Source organism: Bacteroides celer, from assembly GCF_002632415.2.
In the GTDB taxonomy this organism is placed as follows: Bacteria; Bacteroidota; Bacteroidia; order Bacteroidales; family Bacteroidaceae; genus Bacteroides.
In genome coordinates, this window is sequence record NZ_CP178209.1 from 331,997 (window position 1) to 358,053 (window position 26,057).

The 26,057-nt window shown below is 44.4% G+C and carries 17 protein-coding genes and 1 pseudogene; 5 read left to right on the forward strand and 13 right to left on the reverse strand.

Annotated elements, in window-relative coordinates; all coding sequences use genetic code 11:
• The first annotated feature begins 5 nt into the window (after positions 1-5).
• From CJF29_RS01020 to CJF29_RS01030, 3 genes are read left to right on the forward strand one after another with little or no spacing between them, the layout of a single operon-like run.
• A complete protein-coding gene (locus CJF29_RS01020) occupies positions 6-2,870 on the forward strand; it encodes an alpha-xylosidase BoGH31A (protein ID WP_195358300.1) in 2,865 nt (954 codons plus the stop codon).
• Between the two features lie 21 nt (positions 2,871-2,891).
• Positions 2,892-5,417 carry a glycoside hydrolase family 2 TIM barrel-domain containing protein gene (locus CJF29_RS01025; RefSeq protein ID WP_074556641.1) on the forward strand — a complete coding sequence of 842 codons (2,526 nt, stop codon included), beginning with the start codon at positions 2,892-2,894 and terminating at the stop codon, positions 5,415-5,417.
• Positions 5,418-5,432: 15 nt separating this feature from the next.
• Positions 5,433-7,661, forward strand: coding sequence for a glycoside hydrolase family 3 C-terminal domain-containing protein (locus CJF29_RS01030; protein WP_004323981.1), 2,229 nt, complete (start codon positions 5,433-5,435; stop codon positions 7,659-7,661).
• Positions 7,662-7,827: 166 nt separating this feature from the next.
• On the opposite strand, the gene tnpC is transcribed toward CJF29_RS01030, so the two are convergent.
• The 8 genes from tnpC to CJF29_RS01070 form a co-directional block, all read right to left on the reverse strand.
• Positions 7,828-9,612 (reverse strand): IS66 family transposase, encoded by a 1,785-nt coding sequence (gene tnpC, locus CJF29_RS01035; RefSeq protein ID WP_413544489.1) that lies wholly within the window; start codon positions 9,610-9,612, stop codon positions 7,828-7,830.
• A gap of 68 nt (positions 9,613-9,680) precedes the next feature.
• The gene (tnpB, locus tag CJF29_RS01040; RefSeq protein WP_099147683.1) at positions 9,681-10,016 is read right to left on the reverse strand and encodes an IS66 family insertion sequence element accessory protein TnpB; all 336 of its coding nucleotides are present in this window, start codon (positions 10,014-10,016) and stop codon (positions 9,681-9,683) included.
• Entirely contained in the window at positions 10,010-10,384 is a 375-nt protein-coding gene (locus CJF29_RS01045; protein WP_099147684.1) for a hypothetical protein, read from the reverse strand. The genes tnpB and CJF29_RS01045 overlap by 7 nt, the downstream gene beginning before the upstream one ends.
• 176 nt (positions 10,385-10,560) lie before the next feature.
• The gene (locus tag CJF29_RS01050; RefSeq protein WP_004323980.1) at positions 10,561-12,138 is read right to left on the reverse strand and encodes a S41 family peptidase; all 1,578 of its coding nucleotides are present in this window, start codon (positions 12,136-12,138) and stop codon (positions 10,561-10,563) included.
• Positions 12,139-12,175: 37 nt separating this feature from the next.
• Positions 12,176-12,634, reverse strand: a complete 459-nt coding sequence (coaD, locus tag CJF29_RS01055) for a pantetheine-phosphate adenylyltransferase (protein WP_004298426.1) — start codon at positions 12,632-12,634, stop codon at positions 12,176-12,178.
• Positions 12,631-14,508, reverse strand: coding sequence for a DNA topoisomerase IV subunit B (locus tag CJF29_RS01060; RefSeq protein ID WP_004302623.1), 1,878 nt, complete (start codon positions 14,506-14,508; stop codon positions 12,631-12,633). The genes coaD and CJF29_RS01060 overlap by 4 nt, the downstream gene beginning before the upstream one ends.
• Before the next feature lie 9 nt (positions 14,509-14,517).
• On the reverse strand, positions 14,518-15,654 hold the full coding sequence (locus tag CJF29_RS01065; RefSeq protein ID WP_074556547.1) for a GNAT family N-acetyltransferase: 1,137 nt from the start codon (positions 15,652-15,654) through the stop codon (positions 14,518-14,520).
• Between the two features lie 318 nt (positions 15,655-15,972).
• On the reverse strand, positions 15,973-16,953 hold the full coding sequence (locus CJF29_RS01070; protein ID WP_074556546.1) for a calcium/sodium antiporter: 981 nt from the start codon (positions 16,951-16,953) through the stop codon (positions 15,973-15,975).
• Between the two features lie 124 nt (positions 16,954-17,077).
• Here CJF29_RS01070 and CJF29_RS01075 point away from each other — a divergent pair, with 124 nt between their 5' ends.
• The gene (locus tag CJF29_RS01075) at positions 17,078-18,883 is read left to right on the forward strand and encodes a mechanosensitive ion channel family protein (RefSeq protein WP_074556545.1); all 1,806 of its coding nucleotides are present in this window, start codon (positions 17,078-17,080) and stop codon (positions 18,881-18,883) included.
• 64 nt (positions 18,884-18,947) lie between these two features.
• Here CJF29_RS01075 and CJF29_RS01080 read toward each other — a convergent pair whose 3' ends face one another.
• The 5 genes and pseudogenes from CJF29_RS01080 to CJF29_RS01100 form a co-directional block, all read right to left on the reverse strand.
• Complete coding sequence (locus CJF29_RS01080; protein WP_074556544.1) at positions 18,948-19,880, reverse strand: metallophosphoesterase; 933 nt, start codon at positions 19,878-19,880, stop codon at positions 18,948-18,950.
• A 47-nt stretch (positions 19,881-19,927) separates the two neighbouring features.
• Positions 19,928-22,753, reverse strand: a complete 2,826-nt coding sequence (locus tag CJF29_RS01085; RefSeq protein ID WP_074556543.1) for a TonB-dependent receptor — start codon at positions 22,751-22,753, stop codon at positions 19,928-19,930.
• Between the two features lie 110 nt (positions 22,754-22,863).
• Entirely contained in the window at positions 22,864-24,051 is a 1,188-nt protein-coding gene (locus tag CJF29_RS01090; protein ID WP_074556542.1) for a class I SAM-dependent methyltransferase, read from the reverse strand.
• 50 nt (positions 24,052-24,101) lie between these two features.
• Positions 24,102-24,824: a M15 family metallopeptidase gene (locus tag CJF29_RS01095; protein WP_074556541.1), complete on the reverse strand. Its 723-nt coding sequence runs from the start codon at positions 24,822-24,824 to the stop codon at positions 24,102-24,104.
• A 78-nt stretch (positions 24,825-24,902) separates the two neighbouring features.
• Positions 24,903-25,064: pseudogene (locus CJF29_RS01100) on the reverse strand (SWIM zinc finger family protein); the annotation flags it as partial.
• A gap of 481 nt (positions 25,065-25,545) precedes the next feature.
• On the opposite strand from CJF29_RS01100, the gene CJF29_RS01105 reads away from it, so the two are divergent.
• The gene (locus tag CJF29_RS01105) at positions 25,546-26,049 is read left to right on the forward strand and encodes an RNA polymerase sigma factor (protein WP_004302598.1); all 504 of its coding nucleotides are present in this window, start codon (positions 25,546-25,548) and stop codon (positions 26,047-26,049) included.
• The last annotated feature ends 8 nt before the right edge of the window (positions 26,050-26,057 follow it).

Genomic DNA, 26,057 nt, shown 5'->3' on the forward strand with positions numbered 1-26,057 from the left:
TAGGTATGATTATGAATATGAAAAACATTTTCTGTTGCCTGTTGCCGGGACTTCTTTTCGGAGCATGTGCCAATAAGGTCTATGAGGAAACAGGCGATAGCGTGATAGTTAAAGTACAACAGGAAGTAACGGGAGGTCCCCGACTGGTTCGTCTGCAAGTGATGGGAGATAAATTAATCCGTGTTTCTGCTACTGCCGACAGCAAGTTTGCCGATCCGCAAAGTTTGATTGTTGTTCCGCAGGAAAAACAAATCCCATTTGCCGTCATGCAGAATGGCGATACGATTACAGTGTCTACAGAAGAAGTGAAAGCGTCCGTATTGGCCAGTACCGGAGAGGTGTGGTTTGCGGATAAAGACGGAAAGTTAATTCTGCAGGAAAACAAGGGAGGAGGAAAGAAGTTTACTCCAATCGAAGTAGAAGGAACAAAGGGATATACGATCTGTCAGGTTTTTGAATCTCCTGAAGATGAAGCGTTCTACGGATTGGGGCAGCATCAGGCGGATGAATTTAATTATAAGGGTAAGAACGAAGAACTGTTCCAATACAATACGAAAGTCTCTGTTCCATTCGTTGTTTCAAATAAGAATTATGGTGTACTGCTGGATAGCTATTCGTTATGCCGTTTCGGTAATCCGAATGACTACTCCCAATTGAACCGGGTCTTTAAGCTTTATGATAAGACAGGTCGGGAAGGTGCGCTTACCGGTACTTATGTGCCGAAAAAAGGAGAGACGTTGGTTCGCCGGGAAGACTCCATTTATTTTGAGAATCTGAAAACGATTCAGAATCTTCCGGAGAAATTGCCGTTAATGGGGGCTAAGGTCACTTATGAAGGCGAGATAGAACCTGCTCAAACAGGAGAATTTAAGTTTATTCTTTATTACGCCGGATATGTCAAGGTCTATTTGAATAATGAACCGGTGGTGCCGGAACGTTGGCGGACTGCATGGAATCCAAATAGCTATAAGTTTGCTGTTCATCTGGAAGCAGGGAAGCGTGTGCCGTTGAAAATTGAATGGCAGCCTGATGGCGGGCAGTCTTATTGCGGGCTGCGGGCATTGACTCCTGTAGATCCGGCAGAACAGGGAAAACAGTCATGGTGGAGCGAGATGGCAAAGCAGCTTGATTATTATTTTGTGGTTGGTGAGGATATGGATGAAGTAATCAGTGGCTATCGGACTCTGACCGGAAAGTCACCTGTTATGCCGAAATGGGCAATGGGTTTCTGGCAAAGTCGGGAGAAGTATAATACACAAGATGAAATGTTGGGCGCTCTGAAAGGTTTCCGTGATCGTAAAATCCCGGTGGATAATATCGTACTGGATTGGAATCACTGGCCGGAAAATGCCTGGGGGAGTCATGAGTTTGATAAGGCACGCTTTCCGGATCCCAAAGCAATGGTCGATTCCATTCATGCTATGCATGGGCGTATGATGATTTCGGTGTGGCCTAAGTTCTATGTTACTACCGAACATTTCAAGGAGTTCGACAAGAATGGGTGGATGTATCAGCAGTCTGTCAGGGATAGCTTGAAAGATTGGGTAGGTCCCGGTTACCATTATGGTTTTTATGACGCTTATGATCCGGATGCACGTAAACTGTTTTGGAAGCAGATGTATGAGCACTATTATCCGTTGGGTATCGATGCCTGGTGGATGGATGCCAGCGAACCGAATGTACGTGACTGTACCGATTTGGAATATCGGAAGGCTTTGTGCGGACCTACGGCGTTGGGTTCCTCTACGGAATTTTTCAATGCTTATGCACTGATGAATGCAGAAGCCATTTATGACGGTCAGCGTGGAGTGGATAATAATAAACGTGTGTTCTTATTGACCCGTTCGGGATTTGCCGGGTTACAGCGTTATTCTACAGCTACATGGAGCGGAGATATCGGTACACGTTGGGAGGATATGAAGGCACAGATTTCTGCCGGACTTAATTTCGCCATGAGTGGAATACCTTACTGGACAATGGATATTGGCGGCTTTTGTGTAGAGAACCGTTATGTGGCGGGACAGAAGCAATGGAATGCGACAAAGACGGAAAATGCCGATTATAAAGAATGGCGTGAATTAAATGCCCGTTGGTATCAATTCGGTGCATTCGTTCCTCTGTATCGTGCACATGGACAATACCCGTTCCGTGAAATATGGGAGATTGCTCCGGAAGGGCATCCGGCCTATCAATCGGTTGTTTATTATACCAAACTGCGCTACAATATGATGCCGTATATTTATTCGTTGGCAGGCATGACCTGGTTTAATGATTATACAATCATGCGTCCATTAGTCATGGATTTTACAGCGGATACCCAAGTAAATGATATTGGTGACCAGTATATGTTCGGCCCTTCGTTTATGGTATCGCCGGTTTATCGCTATGGTGATCGGAGCCGTGAAATCTATTTCCCCCAAGCAGAAGGTTGGTATGATTTTTATTCCGGCAAGTTTCAGTCCGGTGGAGAAAAGAAAATGATAGATGCGCCTTATGAACGGATTCCGTTGTATGTGCGTGCGGGAGCTATCGTACCGTTAGGTGATGATATTCAGTATACGGATGAAAGACCGGCGGATCATATTCGTTTGTATATTTATCAGGGAGCGGATGGAGCATTTACTTTGTACGAAGATGAGGGCGTGAATTATAACTATGAACAAGGGATGTATACCATGATACCGATGAAGTATGATGAGGCTACCAAGACCTTAGTGATTGGTGAACGTCAGGGAGAATTTCCGGGTATGCTGAAGGAACGCACCTTCACTGTGGTTACGGTCAATAAGGAGAAAGCCCAACCATTTGATTTGAATGCGAAAGGGGTGACTGTGAAATATAATGGCAGCAAGCAGACATTGAAACTGTAGGCTGGATGATATAATCCGATGATGATGATTGGTAAATTGAAATATTTGATATTGGGGAGCTGTCTGATGCTGTTGGGAGCATGTAACAGTTCTTCCCCCATTTCTCCACGCGAGCGGTCTGACTTTAATGCGGATTGGCGTTTCCACTTGGGAGACGGATTACAAGCTGCACAACCCGGTTTTGCCGACAATGACTGGCGGGTATTGAATCTGCCTCATGATTGGGCGATTGAGGGAGACTTTAGCTGTGAAAATCCTTCCGGCACAGGGGGAGGGGCGCTTCCGGGTGGAGTTGGATGGTATCGCAAAACTTTTAGTGTAGACAAAGCAGATATAGGAAAGATCTTCCGCATTGAGTTTGACGGAGTATATATGAATTCGGAAGTATTCATCAACGGTGTTTCGTTAGGAGTGCGTCCTTATGGATATATTAGTTTCAGCTATAATCTGACCCCTTATCTGAAATGGGATGAACCGAATGTGTTGGCTGTGTGTGTAGATAATGCCGAACAACCCAATTCACGTTGGTATTCGGGTTGTGGCATTTACCGGAATGTATGGCTAAGCAAGACTGGTCCGATACACGTAGCCGATTGGGGAACGTATGTCACGACATCATCGGTTGACAAGGGAGAGGCTGTACTGAATCTTGTTACTACTATTGTGAATGAAAGTGATACAAATGAAAATATCACGGTCTGCTCATCCTTGCAGGATGCTGAAGGCAGAGAAGTTGCTAGAACGCAGTCGACCGGAAAAACGGAAACTGGCAGAGAAGCTGTTTTCACCCAGCAATTGACTGTAAAACAACCGGAGCTGTGGGATGTTGATACTCCTTACTTGTATACATTGGTTACCAAAGTGATGCGAAACGAGGAATGTATGGATAGGTATACGACTCCTGTCGGTATTCGTACCTTCAGTTTTGATGCCCGGAAAGGATTTACATTGAACGGTAGGCAAACCAAGATTAACGGGGTATGTATGCACCATGATCTGGGCTGTCTGGGGGCAGCTGTCAACACACGTGCCATTGAACGGCAATTGCAGATTCTGAAAGAAATGGGATGCAACGGCATACGTTGTTCCCATAATCCTCCCGCACCCGAACTGCTTGATCTCTGTGATCGTATGGGATTTATCGTGATGGATGAGGCTTTTGATATGTGGCGGAAGAAAAAAACAGCACATGATTATGCCCGTTACTTCAATGAATGGCACGAGCGCGATTTGAATGACTTTATTTTGCGTGACCGCAATCATCCTTCTGTCTTTATGTGGAGTATCGGTAATGAAGTCCTCGAACAATGGAGTGATGCTAAAGCGGATACATTGAGTCTGGAAGAGGCCAATTTGATCCTGAATTTTGGACATTCTTCTGAAATGTTGGCAAAAGAAGGAGAGGAGAGTGTCAACTCTTTGCTGACGAAGAAATTGGTAAGCTTTGTAAAAGGGCTTGATTCTACCCGTCCTGTCACTGCCGGATGCAATGAACCAAATTCCGGCAATCATTTATTCCGTTCCGGTGCACTGGATGTGATTGGCTATAATTATCATAATAAAGATATTCCTCATGTTCCGGCTAATTTTCCGGACAAGCCCTTTATCATTACTGAAAGTAATTCGGCATTGATGACACGTGGATACTACCGTATGCCCAGTGACCGGATGTTTATCTGGCCCGAGCGTTGGGATAAACCCTTTGCTGATTCTACTTTTGCCTGTTCATCTTATGAGAACTGTCATGTGCCTTGGGGAAACACTCATGAAGAAAGTCTGAAGTTAGTCAGAGACAACAACTTTATCAGCGGGCAATATGTATGGACAGGATTTGATTATATCGGAGAACCGACTCCTTACGGGTGGCCTGCACGTAGTTCATTCTTTGGTATTGTCGATCTGGCAGGTTTCCCAAAAGATGTCTACTATCTATATCAGTCGGAATGGACAGATAAACAAGTATTGCATCTTTTCCCGCATTGGAACTGGACTCCGGGACAGGAGATTGATATGTGGTGCTACTATAATCAGGCTGATGAAGTGGAATTGTTTGTGAATGGAAAGTCGCAGGGAGTGAAATGTAAAGATGCTGATAACCTGCATGCTGTTTGGCGTGTAAAGTTTGAACCGGGAACGGTGAAGGTCGTTGCACGCAGAAAGGATGAAGTGATAGCAGAAAAGGAAATTCGTACAGCCGGAAAGCCTGCAGAAATTCGCCTGACTCCTGATCGTTCAGTTCTGGCTGCTGATGGAAAAGATTTGTGTTTCGTCACTGTAGAGGTGCTGGATGAAGAAGGGAATCTTTGTCCGAATGCAGATAATTTGGTGAATTTCACAGTGAGAGGTAATGGTTTCATCGCAGGAGTGGACAATGGAAACCCGGTATCGTTGGAACGCTTTAAGGATAAAAAGAGGAAAGCATTTTATGGAAAATGCCTTGTTGTAATTCAGAATGATGGGAAACCGGGAAAAACGGAGCTGACAGCTACTTCGGAAGGGCTTCGGCAAGCCGTGGTAAAGGTCTCGGCAAAAGATTGTAAACTGTAAATGATTATTGGAATAATGAAGACATTTTTATTGACTATATGTTTCCTGTCTGTTCAGACAGGCATGGTGGCGATTGCTCAAGACAAAGAACAAACACCGGTGTATCTGGATGATACACAACCGATAGAGGTTAGGGTACAGGATGCGTTGAACCGTATGACTGTGGAGGAGAAAACTCGTCTTAGTTATGCACAAGGGAAGTTTAGCTCCCCTGGCTGTCCCCGTTTGGGTATTCCTGAACTTTGGATGAGTGACGGACCTCACGGCGTACGTGCCGAAATTAATTGGAATGATTGGGGATATGCCGGATGGACGAACGATAGTTGCACAGCCTTTCCTGCACTGACCTGTCTGGCAGCTAGCTGGAATCCACTATTAGCAGCGAAATATGGATATGCTATCGGTGAAGAAGCCCGTTATCGTGAAAAGGATGTTTTGCTGGGACCGGGTGTGAATATCTATCGTACTCCGCTCAACGGGCGTAACTTTGAATATATGGGGGAAGACCCTTATTTAGCCTCGGAGCTTTGTGTACCTTATATTCAGGGAGTGCAGAAGAATGGAGTAGCCGCCTGCGTAAAACATTACGCACTGAACAATCAGGAATTATGGCGGGGACATATCGATGTGCAGCTAAGTGACCGTGCATTGTATGAGATATATCTGCCTGCCTTTAAGGCTGCTGTGGAAAGAGGGAAGGCTTGGTCTATTATGGGAGCGTACAATAAGGTGCGCGGAACTCATGCTACTCATCATAAACTGCTGAATAATGATATATTGAAGGGAGAATGGAACTTCGACGGTTGTGTCATAACAGATTGGGGAGCTGCGCATGATACCTATGAAGCTGCCATGTATGGCTTGGATATTGAAATGGGATCTTATACGAATGGTTTGACTTCAGAATCGGAATTCGGTTATGACGATTATTACTTGGGTAAGTCTTATCTGAAAATGGTTCGGGAAGGTAAGATTCCGATGGAAGTAGTGAATGATAAGGCTGCTCGTGTGTTGCGTCTGATTTTCCGTACAGCTATGAATCGCAGGAAACCGTTCGGGGCACTGACTAGTGAAGAGCACTATCGTACGGCTTATGAGATTGCAACAGAGGGTATTGTCCTGTTGAAAAATGGAACCGGTAAGAAACAACCTGCCTTATTGCCTGTACCTCAAGGAAAATACAAACGTATTTTAGTGGTGGGAGATAATGCTACCCGTAATTTGATGTTAGGTGGTGGCTCTTCAGAGTTGAAAGTTCAGAAAGTGATTTCACCACTGGACGGTATAAAGGCCAAATTTGGTGACGGTGTGGTTTATGCACAAGGTTACACAAGCGGTCGCCCGATGTATGGACGGGCGGATGTTATTCCGCAGGTTACTGTGGATTCTTTGCGTAATGATGCGGTGGAAAAGGCGATGAATTCGGATTTGGTGATTTTTGTAGGCGGACTAAATAAGAATCATTTTCAGGACTGTGAGGGTGGAGACCGTTTATCATACGAACTTCCTTTTGCGCAGAATGAGTTGATAGAAGCCTTGTTGAAGGTAAATAAAAATCTGGTAGCAGTGATTGTCAGCGGAAATGCGGTGGAAATGCCTTGGGTAAAGGAGATTCCTTCTATTGTCCAGTCGTGGTATTTAGGCTCTGTTGGTGGGGAGGCGCTGGCTGATGTGTTGAGTGGAGAGGTGACTCCCAGTGGTAAACTTCCTTTCTCTTATCCGGTGAAACTGGAGGATTGTCCAGCTCATTTCTTTGGGGAAATCAGTTATCCGGGCGATAGCATCCGTCAAGAATATAAAGAAGATATTCTGGTTGGCTATCGTTGGTATGATACGAAGAAGGTGCAGCCACTTTTTCCTTTTGGTTATGGCATGAGTTATACTACCTTTGAGTATAGTAAACCTGTAGTATCGGCTCAAACAATGAATACTGATGGCAGTATAGATGTTTCTGTAAAGGTTAAGAATACAGGAAAAGTAGCAGGGAAAGAGATTATCCAACTATACATTGGTGATGAGGAGTGTAGTGTCCTGCGTCCGGTTAAGGAACTGAAAGATTTTCGGAAGGTACAACTTCTTCCGAATGAAGAAAAAGAGGTGAAGTTTACAATCAAACCGGAAGCATTGCAATTCTTTGATGATAAACAGCGTACTTGGGTGGCAGAACCTGGAAAATTCAAGGCATACATTGCCGCCTCTTCTTCTGATATTCGCGGTACGGTGACATTCGAATATATTCAATAATAAAGTTAACGGGTTGATACACAAAGCTTAGTGGACATATAGATACAGAGTGGTGGATATATATACTGTTAGCGTCCAATTTTGACGTGTACCCCAAGGAAAGCCGCCACAAGGCGGTTCCCTCATAAATAACGTCAAAAAAGATACTGATTTTTAATATTTGTTATTACTCCAGTCCGATTGTCAAGGGTAACAAATGTTCATAATCCCTACGTCCTTTAACAATTTCGCTGAAAAATCTCTTGAAATAATCAAGCACAGACACACCCTGCATCTTACAGGTTGAGATGATGGTATGATATACCGCTGAAACGTGTGCCATCCTGTCACTTCCGAAGAATAACGAGTTCTTTCGCTCACCGGCCAAGGGACGGATAAAACGTTCGGCAATGGAATTGTCGATGGAATAAGAGCCGTCATTCAAGTAGGCGAACAGCTGAGTCCAAAAAGTATTCATATAATTTATTGCCTTCTCCATCAACTCTCCGCGGGGCGGATGACCGTCACTGAGCAAGACGTCAAGCTTACTGCGTAACTTTATGATTACTTCTTTGGTCTTTAAGTTATTCCGGCAAAGCTTTATCTGCTCGGGGGACAACTGCCCTTCTTCATACTCGCGTTCCAGCTTGTAAAGCTCACCGATCAATTCCAATATGAATGCCGCATCCTTATCATTACCCTGATCCAACGCATACTTGAACTTCGCACGGGCATGGGCCATGCAACAAAGATGTTCTATATCGACCATATGATCATCCAAATACAGATAGACATTGTAGCCATCTGACTGAAGAGCTTTCACCTGGCTGTCACCCAAGATATGCTTCAAGGCATCACGTCCTCTGGAACCATCCTCGTAGCAATAGATAACCACTTTTGACAGTTTGTTGACCAGACACCAGATGTATTTCTTCTTATAGCAGCCTTTACGCTTTACCCGGCACCAGGTCTCATCACAGTTCACGATGGAATCCTTTTCCAAACAAGTATTCTTAAGATAAGCAATCAAACCGCAGAAATGGGTAGAGCCTTTCTCCAACCAATTGGTCAGACTCATACGGCTCAAACGCATTGATTCACCTGATAATCTGTACATTTCACGATAAAGAGGGGTATCCAGAACATATTTGTTGAAAGCAAGATAAGCCAGAAAAGAACCGGAAGCGTGCGTTCCAGGAACCACGTCAATGATTTCAGGCTGCCCACTGAAAGGGAAATAGCCTTCATGAATTTTCCCGTCCGAAGTCTTATAGCGGATAACCTCGTAATCATGCTCGACAAGCTTGCTTACCTGTTCATAGGCATATTTACGGAAACGTTTGATGATTTTTGAACCTGCCGGCAGTTGGCGGATATCACTATTATGACAAACCGTATTGTCAGCGCTCATAGTGCGATAAGAAAGTCCTTGACGATAAAGACGAGCTTCTTTTGATTTTGATTCAAAATCCTCTTCCTGCGCATGAGCCTCACCAGATTGTGGCAAGCAGGAGCCGAGGGATTGGGGAGTGCCGTCGAAATCATCCTTGTCACGTGTATGGTCCTCTTCGACCTCACGCTTCTTTTTATGGATTCCTTTTTGGCTCTTACCATCATAAAGATTCTTATTACGGACTTTAAGCCGCTCTTCCAAAGCTGATATTTTAGACAACAGATTGATGTTCATCTGTTTATAATCGTCCAGCTGTTTTTCAGCTGCAATGGCCGATCTCTGCAAAGACAACAGTTCATCAACCTTGGACAACAGTTCATCTATGCGAGCCTCGTCCCGTTGGATCCGTTCAGCGTCACGCTCACGGGCAGCCATCAGCGCTATTATCATTTTTGATTTTTCGTCAGGGGTCATATCTGAATATGGGTCTTCAAAAGGTGCAGGAGTCTCCTCCCGTTCCTTCAATTTCCTTGCGGAAGAAAGCTGTTTCATTCTTTCCAAATCATTCATATTCAGCATCTTTGTTGCTTCAAAGATACAAAAAAACAATGAAATAAAAGAATTTTTTACTACTTTTTAATTGATAATTATTTGATTATTAAACGTTTAACAACAGGGGATTCCAACAAGAGGATGACATCCTGCCAATTGATTGAATAAATACTTTCAGCACCATTACAGGTTACATGCATAAACTGGTAGCCGGGTCTGAAACGTTTCTCAAACATACTGTAAGACCGTCGGTCATAGCTGAACAAACGAACCAGACGTAAATCTTTAGACATCACGATAAAGACATCACCATCCTCAGGCTCACGGTTCAACTGTTGATGGATGATGGATAAGACCTTATCATATTTACAGCGCATATCATGAAAATCACGAACTAAGAAAAAACGATTTAGTCCTGTAATATTCAACATAAGCCCTCCAGTTTCTCCACTAAGCTTTTCAAACCTTCGTAGCTTAAATTTTTCTGACTGAGATGAACACCATTGCTCATGCGGATATCCACCAGGATTCGAAGTTCGGTATGACAAGAAAGCCGAGGATCCGATTCTGGCTTTACTTCCCGGATTGAGGAAGGACTTTCCGGCACTTCTGCTTCCGTTGAGGGAGAACCCAAAACCTGAACAGGAATTATCTTCTTTCGGGTATCCTTGTACCATTTGGAAAATAGGTTATAAGGAACTTGGTTGGACATACAAAATTTCTCAATAGAAACACCAGCAGGGATACCTTCCAATTTATAGCGCAAAAATAGACGCTCAAAATCATTGTAACTATACATAAACTTGGATTTTGATTTAACGAAAGCAAAGATCTGGATTTTATATCGGTTATACTATACGGCATTTTTGGACGCTAACATATATACTCACCATCATGTATCTATATGTCCACTATGATGAGTATGTATGTCCACCAAACTGAAAGACGATGTTTTATGATTGTTTATTGAATACCCTATTTCAGTTTCTTCTGATATTCATCCGAATTCAATATTTCCAGTGCTTTTTGTATACTCTCATTCGTGGTATTCATTACCCGGAAATATTCGTTCATATCCCAAAGGTCACGGGCTATCAATGCTTTGAGCTGGGTCTTGATAAGAGGGAGCGATTTCTGATATTGCTCTTCATTGAACTTCACTCCTTCTTTCTCTCCGATTTCTTTTAGATTGGCGAGCATGTCATCATCGACTACGAATTTCTCATCAAACGATTCGAACTTCTTGTATTTGTTTGCCAACTCTTTCCGGTGTCCTTCGATAAACTGCATGGTGAATTTAATCACGGCTCCTTTGGCTACCAGATTACGGTGATAATCCGTATAAAGAGTAGTGTCGATAGGTACGAAATAATCCGGCATGATACCACCTCCACCATAGACGGTACGTCCGAGTTTCTTGGTTTGTACTTTCAGCGAATCCGGGAAATGAATACTGTCAGCATTCATCAGTTCACCGTGGTTGAAACGTTCTATCAAATCCTTGTTGTAATCAACAGTACTGTCGTACGGTTTTTGGATGGAACGACCCGATGGAGTATAATAGCGTGCAATAGTCAAACGAATCATGGAACCGTCCGGCAGGTCGATAGGACGTTGCACCAATCCTTTGCCGAAAGAGCGGCGTCCTACAATAATTCCTCTGTCCCAATCCTGTACTGCGCCACTGACGATTTCACTGGCAGAGGCTGTGTACTCATCCACCAGAATGATAAGACGTCCATTACGGAAATCTCCATTCCCTTTGGCATAGAAATCACTGCGTTTGGCAGTCCGGCCTTCGGTATATACGATTAGCTCCTTTTGTCCCAGGAATTCGTTAGCAAGGTCAATGGCTGCATTGAGATAACCACCTCCGTTTCCTTGCAGGTCGAGAATCATATCCTTCATACCTTGCTTCTGAAGACTTGTCATTGCTTTTTTGAATTCTTCGGCAGTGGTTGCTCCAAAACGGTTGATGCGGATATAACCCGTTTTAGGTTGAATCATATAGGAGGCATCGAGGCTAAGGATAGGTATCTTGTCTCTTTTCACTGTAAACAATAAAGGGTCTTGCACGCCACGACGAACGATTGTTAGATTGACTTTCGAACCTTTCGGACCACGAAGGCGCTTCATAATATCTTCCGTACTCATTTTCACTCCGGCAATGGCGCTGTCATTGACCGCAACGATACGGTCACCGGCAAGGATGCCGACTTTCTCGGAAGGTCCGTTGCTGACAGGTTGCACCACCAGCAGGGTGTCTTCTATCATCTGGAATTGCACTCCGATACCCTCGAAGTTACCTTGAAGTGGTTCGTTCATCTTCTTCACTTCCTCTGCATCCGAATAAGTAGAGTGCGGATCAAGTTGTGCCAGCATTTTGATGATGGCTTCTTCTACCAACTTGTCTTCATCTACTTTGTCCACATAGAAATTGGAGATTGCAAACTCTGCCATTTGTAACTTTCGCATGGCTTCGGAACCGAAGTTCTGGGCTTGTGTGGCAACTGCCCACAAGCAAACGGATAGTATAATCGTTAGTTTCTTCATCATCTTTTCTGACTCATCGCCTATTCCCTAACGAGTGTTATTCACTCATTTTCATTCCTTTGGGAATAAACTGGCTGATATCTTTATTATAGGTTAATAACTCGCGTACAATTGTAGAGCTGACGCAAGTCAGTTCCGGTTCTGTGAAGAGCAGGATGGTTTCAATCCCTGCCAGTTTGCGGTTAATGTCTGCAATGGTCTCTTCATACTCGAAATCCTTCACCGTACGGATACCGCGGACAATGAACCTGGCCTCTACTTCCTGTGCAAAATCAATTGTCAGACAGTCATAGGACATCACCTGGATACGAGGTTCGTCTTTATAAAGTTCCCGAATCATTTCTTCTCTTTTCTCAATGGGGAAGTAGGTATTCTTGTTCTCATTGATACCGATTCCTATCACGATTTCGTCCATAAAGGTAAGTGCACGTTCCACTACCGAGTAATGTCCGATGGTGAAAGGGTCGAAAGTACCCGGGAATATTGCTTTTCTCATGATGCCAAGTCTTCTTCTATAACCAGATTGTCTATAATAAAGTTCTGTCGTTCCATGGTATTTTTGCCCATGTAGAATTCGAGTAGTTCTTTTACCGCATCCGTTTTGCGCAGTGTCACCTGCTCCAGACGCATATCTTTACCAATGAAATGTTTGAACTCATCCGGTGAGATTTCTCCCAAACCTTTAAATCGGGTGATCTCCGGATTCGGTCCTAGTTCATTGATAGCATTGATGCGTTCTTCCTCGCTGTAGCAGTAATTTGTCTTTTTCTTGTTGCGTACACGGAACAAAGGCGTCTGCAGGATATATACATGTCCTTTCTTGATGAGATCAGGGAAGAATTGCAGGAAGAAAGTAATCAGCAACAGGCGGATGTGCATACCGTCCACATCGGCATCGGTTGCTACGATTACTTTGTTGTAGCGTAATCCTTCAATACCATCTTCTATATTCAGGGCTGCTTGAAGCAGGTTGAATTCCTCGTTCTCGTAAACCACTTTTTTGGTCAGTCCGAAAGAGTTCAATGGTTTACCACGGAGACTGAATACTGCTTGGGTGTTGACATCACGACTTTTGGTGATGGAACCGCTTGCAGAGTCTCCCTCGGTGATAAAGATGCAGGAGTCTTCCTCCAGTCCTTTGCCTTTCGGATCGTTGAGGTGTATGCGGCAGTCACGTAGTTTGCGGTTGTGCAGGTTGGCTTTCTTGGCACGTTCACGGGCAAGTTTCGTTACCCCTGCAATGGCTTTACGCTCCTTTTCAGATTCTTGTATCTTTTGTTGAATTGCTTCGGCTATGTCCGCATTCTTGTGCAGGAAGTTGTCCACTTCCTGTTTGATAAAGTCGCCTACATACTTATTGACCGTTACGCCACCGGGAACCATATTGGTAGAACCCAGTTTAGTTTTCGTCTGACTTTCGAAGATCGGTTCTTCCACATTGACGGCAATGGCGGCAACCAATCCGTTACGGATATCGGTGTAGTCCATGTTCTTGTTGAAGAACTCTTTGATGGTACGGGCAATGTGTTCTTTGAAGGCACTTTGATGTGTACCACCTTGGGTAGTATGCTGACCGTTGACGAAAGAATAATATTCTTCTCCGTATTGTCCGGTATGTGTGAAGGCGATTTCGATGTCTTCCCCTTTCAGGTGGATGATCGGGTAAAGCCCGGTTGCCGTCATGTTGTCGTTCAAAAGGTCTACCAGACCGTTGCGCGACAAGATACGGTGTCCGTTATAGATGATAGCAAGCCCCGTATTGAGATACGTGTAGTTACGTAGCATTGTCTCAATAAATTCGGGCTTGAAACAGTAATTCAGAAATAGTGTATTATCCGGTTCAAAGAAGATGTAAGTTCCGTTTTCTTCTTCGGTATTCTTTGTCTCATCGGTCAGTAAGTTTCCTTTTGAGAAAGTGGCGATACGCACTTTGCCGTCGCGGTAACTGCGTACCTCGAAACGGGAGCTTAAAGCGTTGACGGCTTTCACACCGACACCATTCAGTCCGACACTTTTCTTAAATGCCTTGCTGTCGTATTTACCACCGGTATTCAGCATGCTGACAGCCTCGATGAGTTTTCCCTGTGGGATGCCTCGTCCGTAGTCGCGTACACTGACACGAAGGTTTTCTTCAACGGTAATCTCGATTTTCTTACCGGCTTGCATTTTGAACTCGTCAATACTGTTGTCAATTACTTCTTTCAGGAGGACATAGATTCCATCTTCGGCATGTGCACCGTCGCCCAGCCTTCCGATATACATACCGGGGCGTGTGCGTACATGTTCCATGTCACTCAAGTGGCGGATGTTGTCGTCAGTGTACTCTACTGCATTGTTGTTGTCTACAGGTATCAATTCGTTCTCTTCCATAGCTGTTTTTTATTTTATCTCTTTGATGAACGCACGGCGGCGCTTATGTTGTTGAGTCTCAAAGTAATCCCATTGTGCCTGAACTTTTCCATTCAGTTCCAGTTCGGGGTTGCTTTCCGCAAAGATAAAACCTAATTTTTGATAAACTGGAATTAAATCGGAAAATAACAAAGCGTTAACACCTTTATTTTGATATTCCGGTTTCACTGCAACGAGTAGCAGATCAAGCATTTTGGCACGACGTTTCATGAATAATGCCTTTAACAGATAGAACCATCCGAGCGGCAACAGACGTCCGTTTGATTTCTGTAAAGCTTCAGCGAGAGATGGCATAGAGATACCTACACAGACCAGTTCATCATTGGCATCAGTAATCAGTGTAACCATCCGTAAGTCAAGGATCGGCAGATACATTTTCACGTATTGGTCGATTTGCCGCTGTGTCAGCGGAGAATAACCATAAAGTGGACTATATGCTTCGTTCATCAGTTCGAAAATCTTCTGTCCATAGTCTTTGGCTATCTTTCTTCCGGAAGTATATTTCTTTATCTTAAGGTTGTATTTTCGTTGGATTAGTTCGGAGATACGCTTATGTTTGTCGGGAATGGCATCCGGTATGTAGATTTTGTATTCCACCCAGTCGGCGTCTTTCTCGAAGCCCAACTTTTTCATGTGTACCGGATAGTACGGGTAGTTGTAGATAGTGGCCATGGTGCTAAGCTGGTCGAATCCTTCGATCAGCATTCCTTCCGCATCGAAATCGGTAAATCCGAGAGGGCCGGCAATATGAGTCATGCCCCGTTCTTTTCCCCATTCTTCCACTGTTTTGATAAGTGCGGATGATACTTCGGGGTCGTCGATGAAGTCTATCCACCCGAAGCGGACATTCTTGCATCCCCATTTCTCGTTGGCGCGGTTGTTGATGATAGCGGCTATGCGCCCCACGATTTTATCGTCCCGGTATGCCAGAAAATAATCAGCTTCACAGAACTCGAATGCCGCGTTTTTCTTCTTGTTGAACGTATTGAGCATATCGTCATAGAGGTCGGGTACGGAATAAGGATTGTCCTTATACATCCTGTAATTGAAACGGATAAATTTCTTAAGCTCTCTCTTTGTGGAGACTTTCTTGATTGTAATAGCCATATCTCGTATTTATGATTTGAGCAGGCAAAGATACGTGATAATCTTTAAATTACAACGCGTGGGGTGGCAAAAACTGATTGCTATCCGATGTGTTCAATAGGCCATTCATTAAATTATTGGTGTTTTTTGTAGATTTCGCAAGAATATAAGGTACGAACCGTGTTGTATTAATTGGAAACCGGATTTGCATTAGTCATTTTTATAGAGATATTTTCCTTAATTTTACCTCGAAAGCGGGTTTTACGCATTACTGATGCAGATCATTGTATGCGAATGATGAGGTGGCATCATGATACGATAATAAAGTTTTTCTTATTTTCAGGTATTATAAATCAATGCCACCGTGTATGCCACATAGCAAAGTATCATAATTCCTCCTTCAATTCTTGTGATTGTCCTTTTGGCAAAGAACAGTCCGAATAACCAGAGCAGGATACCGGAGCCTACTAGTGTGAACAAGTCGAAGTTGGTGATTCCGCTAAAACGGAGAGGAGTGATGCTGGCACTACATCCCAGTACAAAGAAGATATTGAAGAGGTTACTTCCGATCACATTTCCGATGGCAATTTCCGGATTTTTCTTTAATGCGGCAACGATAGACGTAGCCAGTTCCGGAAGAGAAGTACCTCCTGCAACCAGAGTCAGTCCGATAATTGATTCGCTGACACCCAGATTGCGGGCGATGCCCGTGGCACCGTTAACAAACAACTGACCTCCATAAATAAGTGCCGCCAGACCTCCGATGATATAAAGAATGGATTTCCACCAGGGTAGTGATTTGATTTCTGTCTCCTCTTCTATGGCCGGATGTTCGGCCTGTTCCGTTGTGGAAGGCTTGGAAGCGATAGCAAACGTATAGCTCATGAATATGGCGAAAAAGCAAAGCAATAATAAACCGTCTACTCTGTTCAGTATATTTTCTGACGCCTTATCCAGTAAAACATCATTGGCACAGACCAGCAGGACGACAGAAGAAAGTATGCAGAGTGGTATCTCCTTTCTGAGTGTATTGCGGGTGATGACAATCGGGGCAAACAGGGCGGTGCAGCCTACAATCATCAATGTGTTGAATAAATTACTTCCCACCACATTACCTATGGAAATGTCCGCGCTGCCTTTGAGGGCGGAAGAAACACTGACCGTCAGTTCCGGTGCGGAAGTGCCGAATGCAACAATCGTCAGTCCGATAACGATAGAAGGGATACGAAAGCGTTTGGCTACTGAAGCTGCGCCGTCTGTCAGTCCGTTAGCCCCCAGAAGAATGAGGATGAGCCCTCCGATGAGTAGCAATATATTCATAGTTTTTCTATTTTAGTGGCAAAGATAATCATTTTGGAAATGGTAATGTCAAAAACAATCCGTATGTTTGCTCTGTTTTAATGAAAGTTAGATTAATCTTAATTATAATCAAGGAATATAAGGTATGAAAAAAAATAGAATAAAGCGGTCGTTACTGGTATTGTTCTTTTCTTTCCTAGCAATCGGGGCGCAAGCACAGTTGGAACAAGCTGTCAAAAAGATATTTGCCGGAGATACCATAGCCGGCACACATACCGCTTTAATGCGGGATTCAGATTCAGCCTATGTGGAAAATCTGCAGAGGACATTGGAAGAGGCCCGGCTCAATGAGGCGAATATGCGGATGGAGATGGAACAGATGAGGCTCCAGATGGCTTCTGCTGATTCTGTGAAGTTTGCACAGCAGCGGCAACGTATCGATTCTTTACGTCAGTTCACTAAAGGAGTACCGGTAGTGGTGGATGGAGACACTTTATTCTATCTTTTCACCAAGCGAGGCGGATACACTCCCCAACAACGTGCTCAAATGACCGGTGCGGCGATTGAAGAAATCGGAAAACGTTTTAATCTTCGGCCCGACTCTGTTTCTATCGATCATTCGGATATTGTCTCCGATTTGATGTACGGCAGTAAGGTACTACTTTCTCTTACCGATCAGGATGCCTTATGGGAAGGAGTTCCCCGTGATTCGCTGGCTAAAGAAAGACAACAGAATGTCATTACCAAACTGCATGAGATGAAAGCGGAGCACGGACTTTGGCGAATGGCAAAGCGTGTGCTCTATTTTGTGTTGGTGATTGTAGGACAGTATTTCCTGTTCCGCTTGACCAACTGGTTATTCCGTAAACTGAAAGCGCGTATCCTACGTCTGAAAGATACGAAGATAAAACCGGTATCCATTCAGGGATATGAATTGCTGGATGCGCAGAAACAAGCGAATCTGTTAGTATTCCTGTCCAGTATCGGACGGTATATATTGATGGGATTGCAGCTACTGTTTAGTGTACCGTTAATTTTCATCATCTTCCCGCAGACAGAAGGACTGGCATATCAACTGTTAGGGTATATATGGAATCCGATTCGCGGTATTTTTGTGGGGATTATCGACTATGTTCCCAAGTTGTTCACTATCATTGTTATCTGGTATGCCGTGAAGTATCTGGTGCGTCTCGTTCTGTATCTGGCGCGTGAAGTGGAAGCAGGACGGCTCAAAATCAACGGATTCTACCCGGACTGGGCGATGCCGACTTTCCATATCGTCCGTTTCCTGCTCTATGCATTTATGATTGCGATGATTTATCCTTATCTGCCGGGCTCCGATTCCGGTGTGTTTCAGGGTATCTCGGTATTTGTCGGATTGATTGTTTCTCTCGGGTCAAGTACGGTAATCGGTAATATTATTGCCGGATTGGTAATAACGTATATGCGTCCGTTCAAATTGGGCGACCGGATTAAGCTGAATGATACCACCGGAGATATTATAGAGAAAACTCCGCTCGTTACTCGTATCCGGACTCCCAAGAATGAGGTGGTCACTGTTCCCAATTCATTTATCATGTCGTCTCATACGGTCAATTACAGCACTTCGGCACGAGAGTACGGGTTGATTATTCACTCCGAAGTCACCATTGGCTATGATGCTCCGTGGCGGCAAGTGAACCAACTGCTGATTGATGCTGCACTGAACACTCCCGGAGTGGTGGACGATCCGCGTCCGTTTGTACTGGAGACTTCTTTGAGTGATTGGTATCCGGTTTATCAGATTAACGCTTATATTAAGGAAGCAGATAAGATGGCGCAGATTTATTCTGATTTGCATCAGAATATTCAGGATAAATTTAATGAAGCCGGTATTGAAATTATGTCACCGCACTATATGGCTGTACGGGATGGAAATGAGACGACGATTCCTAAAAAGGATTCGAAATAAAAAAGGTGTCCCTTTCATCACGAAAGAGACACCCGCATTGTGTGTTTTTACTTGAGAGTAGAATTTATTTCTTTCGGGTAACCGTATAAAGTACGTTCCCTTTTTTATCTATCATACGCAAGTTCAGTTCCTTCTTGTCGATGGAGCAGACAGAGAATCCTGGTTCGGGGCTACAGAACTTAGTTCCTTCGATAGGGGCTACTTTGCGTGCCAGTGAGCCGGCGGAATTGACCACATAGTCAATGTTACTTCCCGCTACGCGGATATGCTGAAAGTTATGGATGTGTCCGCAGATGTACATATCTACGTTGTGTTTCCGCAAAATGGTGTCTACACGCTTCTGCATATCCTGTCGTTCGCTTTCGTCTTTCGGAGTGTAGGCGTGAATCGGATGATGTCCGGCTACGATGACCCAGTCTTCTTTGGCATTGGCAAGTACAGACTCCAGCCATGACAACTGTTTGTTGACATCTTGTTTGCAGGCATCGGGATACTTGTTATTTTCTTTGCGGTACTTATCAATCAGCGGAGCGGTGTCCAGCCAGATGATGCGGATGGTGGTTCCTTTTTCTTCAAATGTTTTTGTATAATAGCGGGCAGTCATCGACCATCGGCGGCTGACGTTGGTGTAGTCCAGCACTGCCTGTGTGTTTCCGCGATATTCATGGTTGCCTAAAACCGGGAACCAGTCAATCATCAGTTCCGGGTGGGTGTAGATCAGCTCGTAGTTCGTCATCCACAGTGGGTCGTTCACGCTGCGCACTCCTTCAAAGTGATGAATGTCTCCGGTGGCCAGCACGAATTCAGGGCCTATCTCTTCCGCCATTGTTCCCATCAGTTCGGCAATCGGTTTCTGGTCATAGTAGCCGTTGCGGCCTAAGTCATTCGCTACATAGAAGTTGAATTTCTTGTCGAAGATGGAGTAGTCCGTGATCTGTGCTTGAACGAATGAACAGGCTGAGATGAATAAAAGTAGGAAAAGAGTTTTTATTTTCATATTAAGTTGATGATTAATAGATGATTGTTATTCTTGTTTCTGATTTATCAGAAGTTGATTTTCACACCGGCATTAACCTTCACACCGTAGTGTTCTGACTGCATGGTTTGGTCGGGTGTACCCTGATAGTAACGCAGTGGCTGGTTCAGCAGGTTGTTGGCTTCAGCATAGAAAGTGGTTTTCAGTTTCTTGCCGAAAGTGTAACTTGCATTCAAGTCCATGTAGTTCACTTTGTCGTAGTAGCGGTCGTAGAAAGCGCTTTCTCCCATTTCGTCGATGAAGTCGGAAGCGAAGTTGTAGGACAGGCGGATGTTCAGGCCGGCTTTCTCGAAGTAGAGAGAAGCGTTGGCTGTATGTTCCGGTGAACCCGGGAGGCGAAGGTTTTTCTCATTCTCACGTCCGGCAAAGTTGAAGTTGTTCACTTTGGTGTGAGTGTACGTATAAGTTCCGTAGAATCCTACACATTTCAGGGCGGGAGCGATGAACCCGAAATCGCGCTGATAGCCTACTTCTACACCGAAGAGATTGGCGTCTCCGGCATTCTTGGGCTGGTTGAACCGGTCGTAGGTGTTTCCTTCGTATTGGTATCCTCTTACGGTCTGTTCAACAATAAAATCGTTGATGTCTTTGTAGAAAAGTCCGAGGCTTACCAGACCGACACTCTTGAAATAATAATCAGCACTTAAATCGAAGTTGAATGAGGTGGTCGGTGTCAAGTCGGGATTTCCCAGTGTCAGGGTGTTTTCTTCCCGGTTGATGTTGACATTCGGCACTAATGCCGAGTATTTCGGGCGTGACAGCGTTTCTGTGAATGAACCGCGAATCTTGAAATCATCGTTCACATCGTATTTCAGCAGGATAGATGGCAGCAGGTTCAGATAGTCGTCTTTTACGTCCGGTGTCACTGTCAGTGATTCGGGATCGCCGTCTTCGTCCATAGTCAGTTGTCTTCCGTTATATTTCAGGTGGGTGCTTTCCAGACGTACACCAATCATGGCGCTCAGCTTCTTGCCGAAGTTCTGGTCGAAACGGAGGTAGCCGGCAGTTACGGTTTCGCTGGCTTTGTATTCTTCTGCCAGTTCGTCAAGTTTTTCTTCTTTCTCGAAGAGAGAAGCGTTGTTCAGATCAAGTTCTCCCAGATATTCTTTGCTGATGAATGTTCCGGCTTTGTATTTCTCTCCGGGCATGTAACCGCTGCGGTTTTGCTCCACGGTGTTGGCAAGGCTTTGTTGTTGGAAAGCGTCTTCGTCCAGCGGGCTGTATTCGTAAAATTCCAAGTCTTTGTCTTTGCTCTTGCTTACAATTTTGGCTCCGAACTTCAACTGATTGCTGTAGAATCCTTTTTGAAGAGGAAGTTTGAAATTGATGGAGAACTTGAGGTCTTTCTCTTTGATGTCCTCTTGCTGTTCTGTCACTTCTTTGAGTTCAAAGTCGTTGTTCAACACCATGGTAGAACCGTCTTGAGGGGTGTAGAATGGTCTGCGCATATCGCTGAAGTCTGGAGTGAATTTCTGCTTCTTCAGTTGGAAGTCAATGTAACGTTCGTTGGGACGTTCTTCCGTGGCCTGTGCGTATGATGCGTTCCAGTCCATGCTTAGTTTGCCGAACAAATGCTCGCCACCCAGAGTGAAGTCCATTGTCCGTTGACGTTCCAGACGGGCGTTGCGGTTGTCCGGTGTACCACCTTTGGTCTGTATGCGGACGGTAGCTTTGTTGTCTACTTCGTAATCGCTTTTCTTTTTCTCGTTCACATCCTTATTCAAATCCTTGAGCGTCATGCGGTAACGGTTTTCCCAGTCGTTGCGGTTGTTGAAGATACCTTTGAAGGTCAGTTTGTGGTTGGCGTTAATATCCCAGTCGAAAGCTGCCGAATAGCTTTGGCGTTCGCGGGTGATGTAGTATTGGCGGATTTGGTAGTCTGTCAGGCAGAGAGTTCCTTTTGAATCTCTGTCCCATGCAAACTCTACATCGTCCGATCCGGAAGGTGCGTTCTGATAAGAAGCGGACAACATCACTCCCAACTTATTATTAAAGAAACGGTCTCCGTAAGTAAATCCGAGATTGAGCTGCGCTTTCTCGCTGACCCAGTTGTAACCGCTTCCGGCAGTGGCGGAGATGATGCGTTTGTAAGGAGAGTTCTTGGTAACCAGATTGATGGAACCGCCGATGGCGTCTCCGTCCATATCGGGAGTAACCACCTTGTTCACTTCAATCGTCTGCACCATGTCGGCAGGAATCAAGTCCAGCTGTACGTTACGTGTGTCACCCTCTGCAGAAGGAATACGGTTGCCGTTGATGGTTACCGAGCTGAGGTCGGCAGATGTTCCGCGAACTTGTCCGAAGCGGGCTTCTCCCTGATCATATTGTACGTTGATGCCGGAGATACGTTTCAGCGCATCACCGATATTTGAATCGGGGAACTTTCCTACTTGGTCGGCCGAAACGACATTGGTGATTCCCAACTTATTTTTCTGTGAGTTGATGGCACGGCGTTGACCTTGAAATGCACCGCCTACTACGACTTCCTGCAATTCCAGTCCCTCGTTGAGCACGACATTCTTTTCCAGTGTCTTTCCCGCAGGAATAGTAATCTTCATTTCTACAGGAGAGTAGCCTACATAACTGACCTTAACAGTGTATGTGCCCGGGGTAAGGTTAGAGAAAGTGTAGTAACCGTTGACGTCGCTTGTCACTCCGGTATGTAGCTTCTCTATATAAATAGATGCTCCCGGCAAGATTTGCTTGGAAGCATCCACAACGCGTCCGCGGATCGTGCCTTGTCTGACGACATTAGTTTTCTCATCCGCCGAAATATTGCCACTCATACTCATGAGTAAAAGAACGAGTGAGACTAATTTGAAAAATCGTTTCATAAGTGTTGTTATGCGTTAATAATTTGCTGCAAAAGTAGTGGGCTGACATTTCTGACTTCTTACAGCGGGTTGAAGAACGCATGACAAATATGTGACGATTCCGTTACAGCCTATATCTTCGTTGAGCGGATGAGCGTTTTCTGATTGTTGTTTAATGTGCTGGCAAACAGAAAGGTATCCCCTCCTTCCGTAAGCTTGAGACGCTTGCGAAGTTCCACTACGGTGGCAGGGAAGTTGCGGACTGTGATGTTGGCCTTTTTCAGGTCTGCCAGACTCTCTTTTATTTCTTTTTTCTTAAATCCACAATGACTGACGATGCGGAAGGTTCTTCCGGGGAAGTCACCGATCAGCGTATCGGAAGTATAAAGATGGCTGTTAGGGTGCAACTTCTTTACCGGATAGGTTGCGGCAATGCTGCGGAAAGCACCGGCTTTCAGGAGAGATGTGTTCGGTTCGTACAGATAGTTTCCCAATGTATCTGTGTAAGTACATTCGTTGTGTTGTTCCTGTTCGCGGGTGAATACGAAATGTTGCACCTCTTGAGTTCCCTTCGTAGAGAGGTTCACGCAATGAATCGGGACTTCTTCCGGAAGGTTTTGTCCGAGCAATAACAGTAGTTCTTTACATTCGTTATTGACGGAGATGATATGGACTTCCTGTGTATGCCCCAGCTCTTTCAGTGCTAGAGAAAGATCGAGCATGGGAGAGAGTTTAACCATTATCCGGTTGGCTTTGCTTAGTAAAAGCGTTTCCAGTTCGGATACGTCCGGTTCGCAGTCGGAGATGGCAATGGTTTTTCCACCGTGTTCGTTGCGACGGGCGGGGTCGAGGAAGATGCAGTCTACGGGAGACATTGCCGTCAGGTAGGCCACTCCGTCTTCGTTTCTGACAGTAATGTGGTTCAGGTTAAGTATGGGAAAGTTATGTGCCGCTATTTCGCAGAGTTCTTTCTGACGTTCTACGTAGGTGACTGATTGGAAACCGGAAGCAAGGAAAGAACAGTCTATTCCGAAACCAGCGGTGAGGTCGGTCAGTGATTCGCCTTGCAGGAGACTTGCCTTGTAGCGGGCGGTGATTTCCGAGGAACACTGCTCCAGTGACAGATGTTTCGGATACCAGATTTCTTCTGCCTCTCCCCATGAAGGAATCTTTTCGGCAGCCACCTGCCTTCCGGCTATTTGGGTGATGGCAGTCGGCATGTCTACATTCGGATATTTTTTAGCTTGCAGAGCCAGTGCGCGTACATCGTCCGCCTGGTGCTTACGGATGAAAAGTTGCGTTTCGGGAGAGATTTGCATAAGGGTATGATTACGTTATTTGTAAGTACGTTTAATGGTTGACTATCGGTTTATGGTATTACCTTGTATTTCCGTTTGGCTACGTCTCGGCTGCAAAAGTTGAAGTGCCACCATTCGCTGGGTAACGCACGGAATCCGGCATCTTTCATCACTTTTCGCAACAATATCCGGTTCTGCCATTCCGTTTCACTTATTTTCCCGTTGCGTACCAATTCATCTTCTTGGGTGATGTGGGCTTTTATGCCCAAGTGGTCTACTTCTGTTCCCATAGGTAACGGCTGCCCCAAAGAATCCCGGATGCTGATGTCTACTGCCAGTCCGTAGTTGTGAAGCCCGCCGCCGTGATTCGGATTGGATACATATTTGTATTTAGGAGTTCCTTTCACTACCTCCCACATTCTTTTTTGTACCGACATCGGGCGTGCAGCATCGTAAATGATGAGGCTGTAAGACGGGTATAGTTCCTTTAAGTTTCTTTGTGCTTTTGCGAGAGCGTATGCCGCATCCGGATGCAGATAGGCTTCCGTCAAATTATCGTAAAGAATCTCTCCGGTGAAATTGTCGGCTTGTGTGTATATTAGCTTCACTGCGATGCTGCTATCCACTTCGGTGACATCTACCAGTCCTAATGAATCCATATAGAGAGCCATAGCGCTTGATGTATATTCGTGTTCCGCCATGGCGGGGCTTTCCTTTTCCTTGTGACCGGAAACGGAAGTACATTCTGTCAGCAGCAGACAGAGGATAGGTAAACTATATTTTATAAATCTCATTGGAGCTTTTGTATTTAGTACGTCAAAGGTACTTCTTTTTGGCTTTAGTTCCAATAAGCTATGCTTCTAAATCCTGATTGTTTGAGTGAAACTGGATTGCACAGCGTTGGATAATGCGATGAGGTAGCGTGCTGTCATATAGGGCTATGTCAATTGTCCCCAAAAAAACAGTTCGTCCTGATCGGCTGACCGTTGCAGTGCGGAAGGAGCTGTATATTGGTAAGAGATGGTATCAGTCATAGATAATAAATCGGAATTTGGTTGTATATTCTCCAAATATCAAATACAATTCTTTATAGTCAGGCACAATTTTTTAGACATAAAACAATTATTCTTTATAACTATTCTTAAATCCTACGTTTCCTTTTGCTGGAAAATAATACATTTGTTCCCATAATTAGAATGTTTTAGCAACAGATTCTAAATTAAGTCTTATGAATTTTTAAAGATGAAAAAGACAGCTGTTTGTGAAAATCGCTAATATTGTTTGTTTTGTTTGTGTTATCCCATTTTGAGTCAGGTGTGACTTCAAAATGGGATTTTCGCTATAAGGACACTCTCAAAGCCACCTGAATACTATCAGAAATGACCTAAATTCTATCAGCCGATAGATTTTCCCCTAAACAATGTCTGTTTTTCACCTGTCACATTTGTTGAAAACCCGTAAACTTGCAACATTGAAATAATGATAACGAATACTCACAATTTAAAAATAACGTATATGAAAAGTTTAAGCTTCAGGAAAGATCTGATAGGAGTACAGGATGAATTACTCCGTTTTGCATATAAACTGACAACCGATCGTGAAGAAGCAAACGATTTGTTACAGGAAACCTCATTAAAAGCATTGGATAACGAAGATAAATATACCCCCGACACAAATTTCAAAGGATGGATGTATACTATAATGCGGAACATCTTTATTAATAATTACCGCAAAATAGTGCGCGATCAGACATTTGTCGATCAGACTGAAAACCTCTATCACCTTAACCTGCCACAAGATTCAGGTTTTGAAAGTACGGAAAGAGCTTACGATTTAAAAGAAATGCATCGCGTAGTCAATGCTCTGCCGAAAGAATACAGAGTTCCGTTTGCTATGCATGTTTCAGGATTCAAGTACCGTGAGATTGCAGAAAAGCTGAATCTTCCGTTAGGTACTGTAAAGAGCCGCATATTCTTTACCCGTCAGAAATTGCAGGAAGAATTAAAGGACTTCCGCTAAACGTTTAC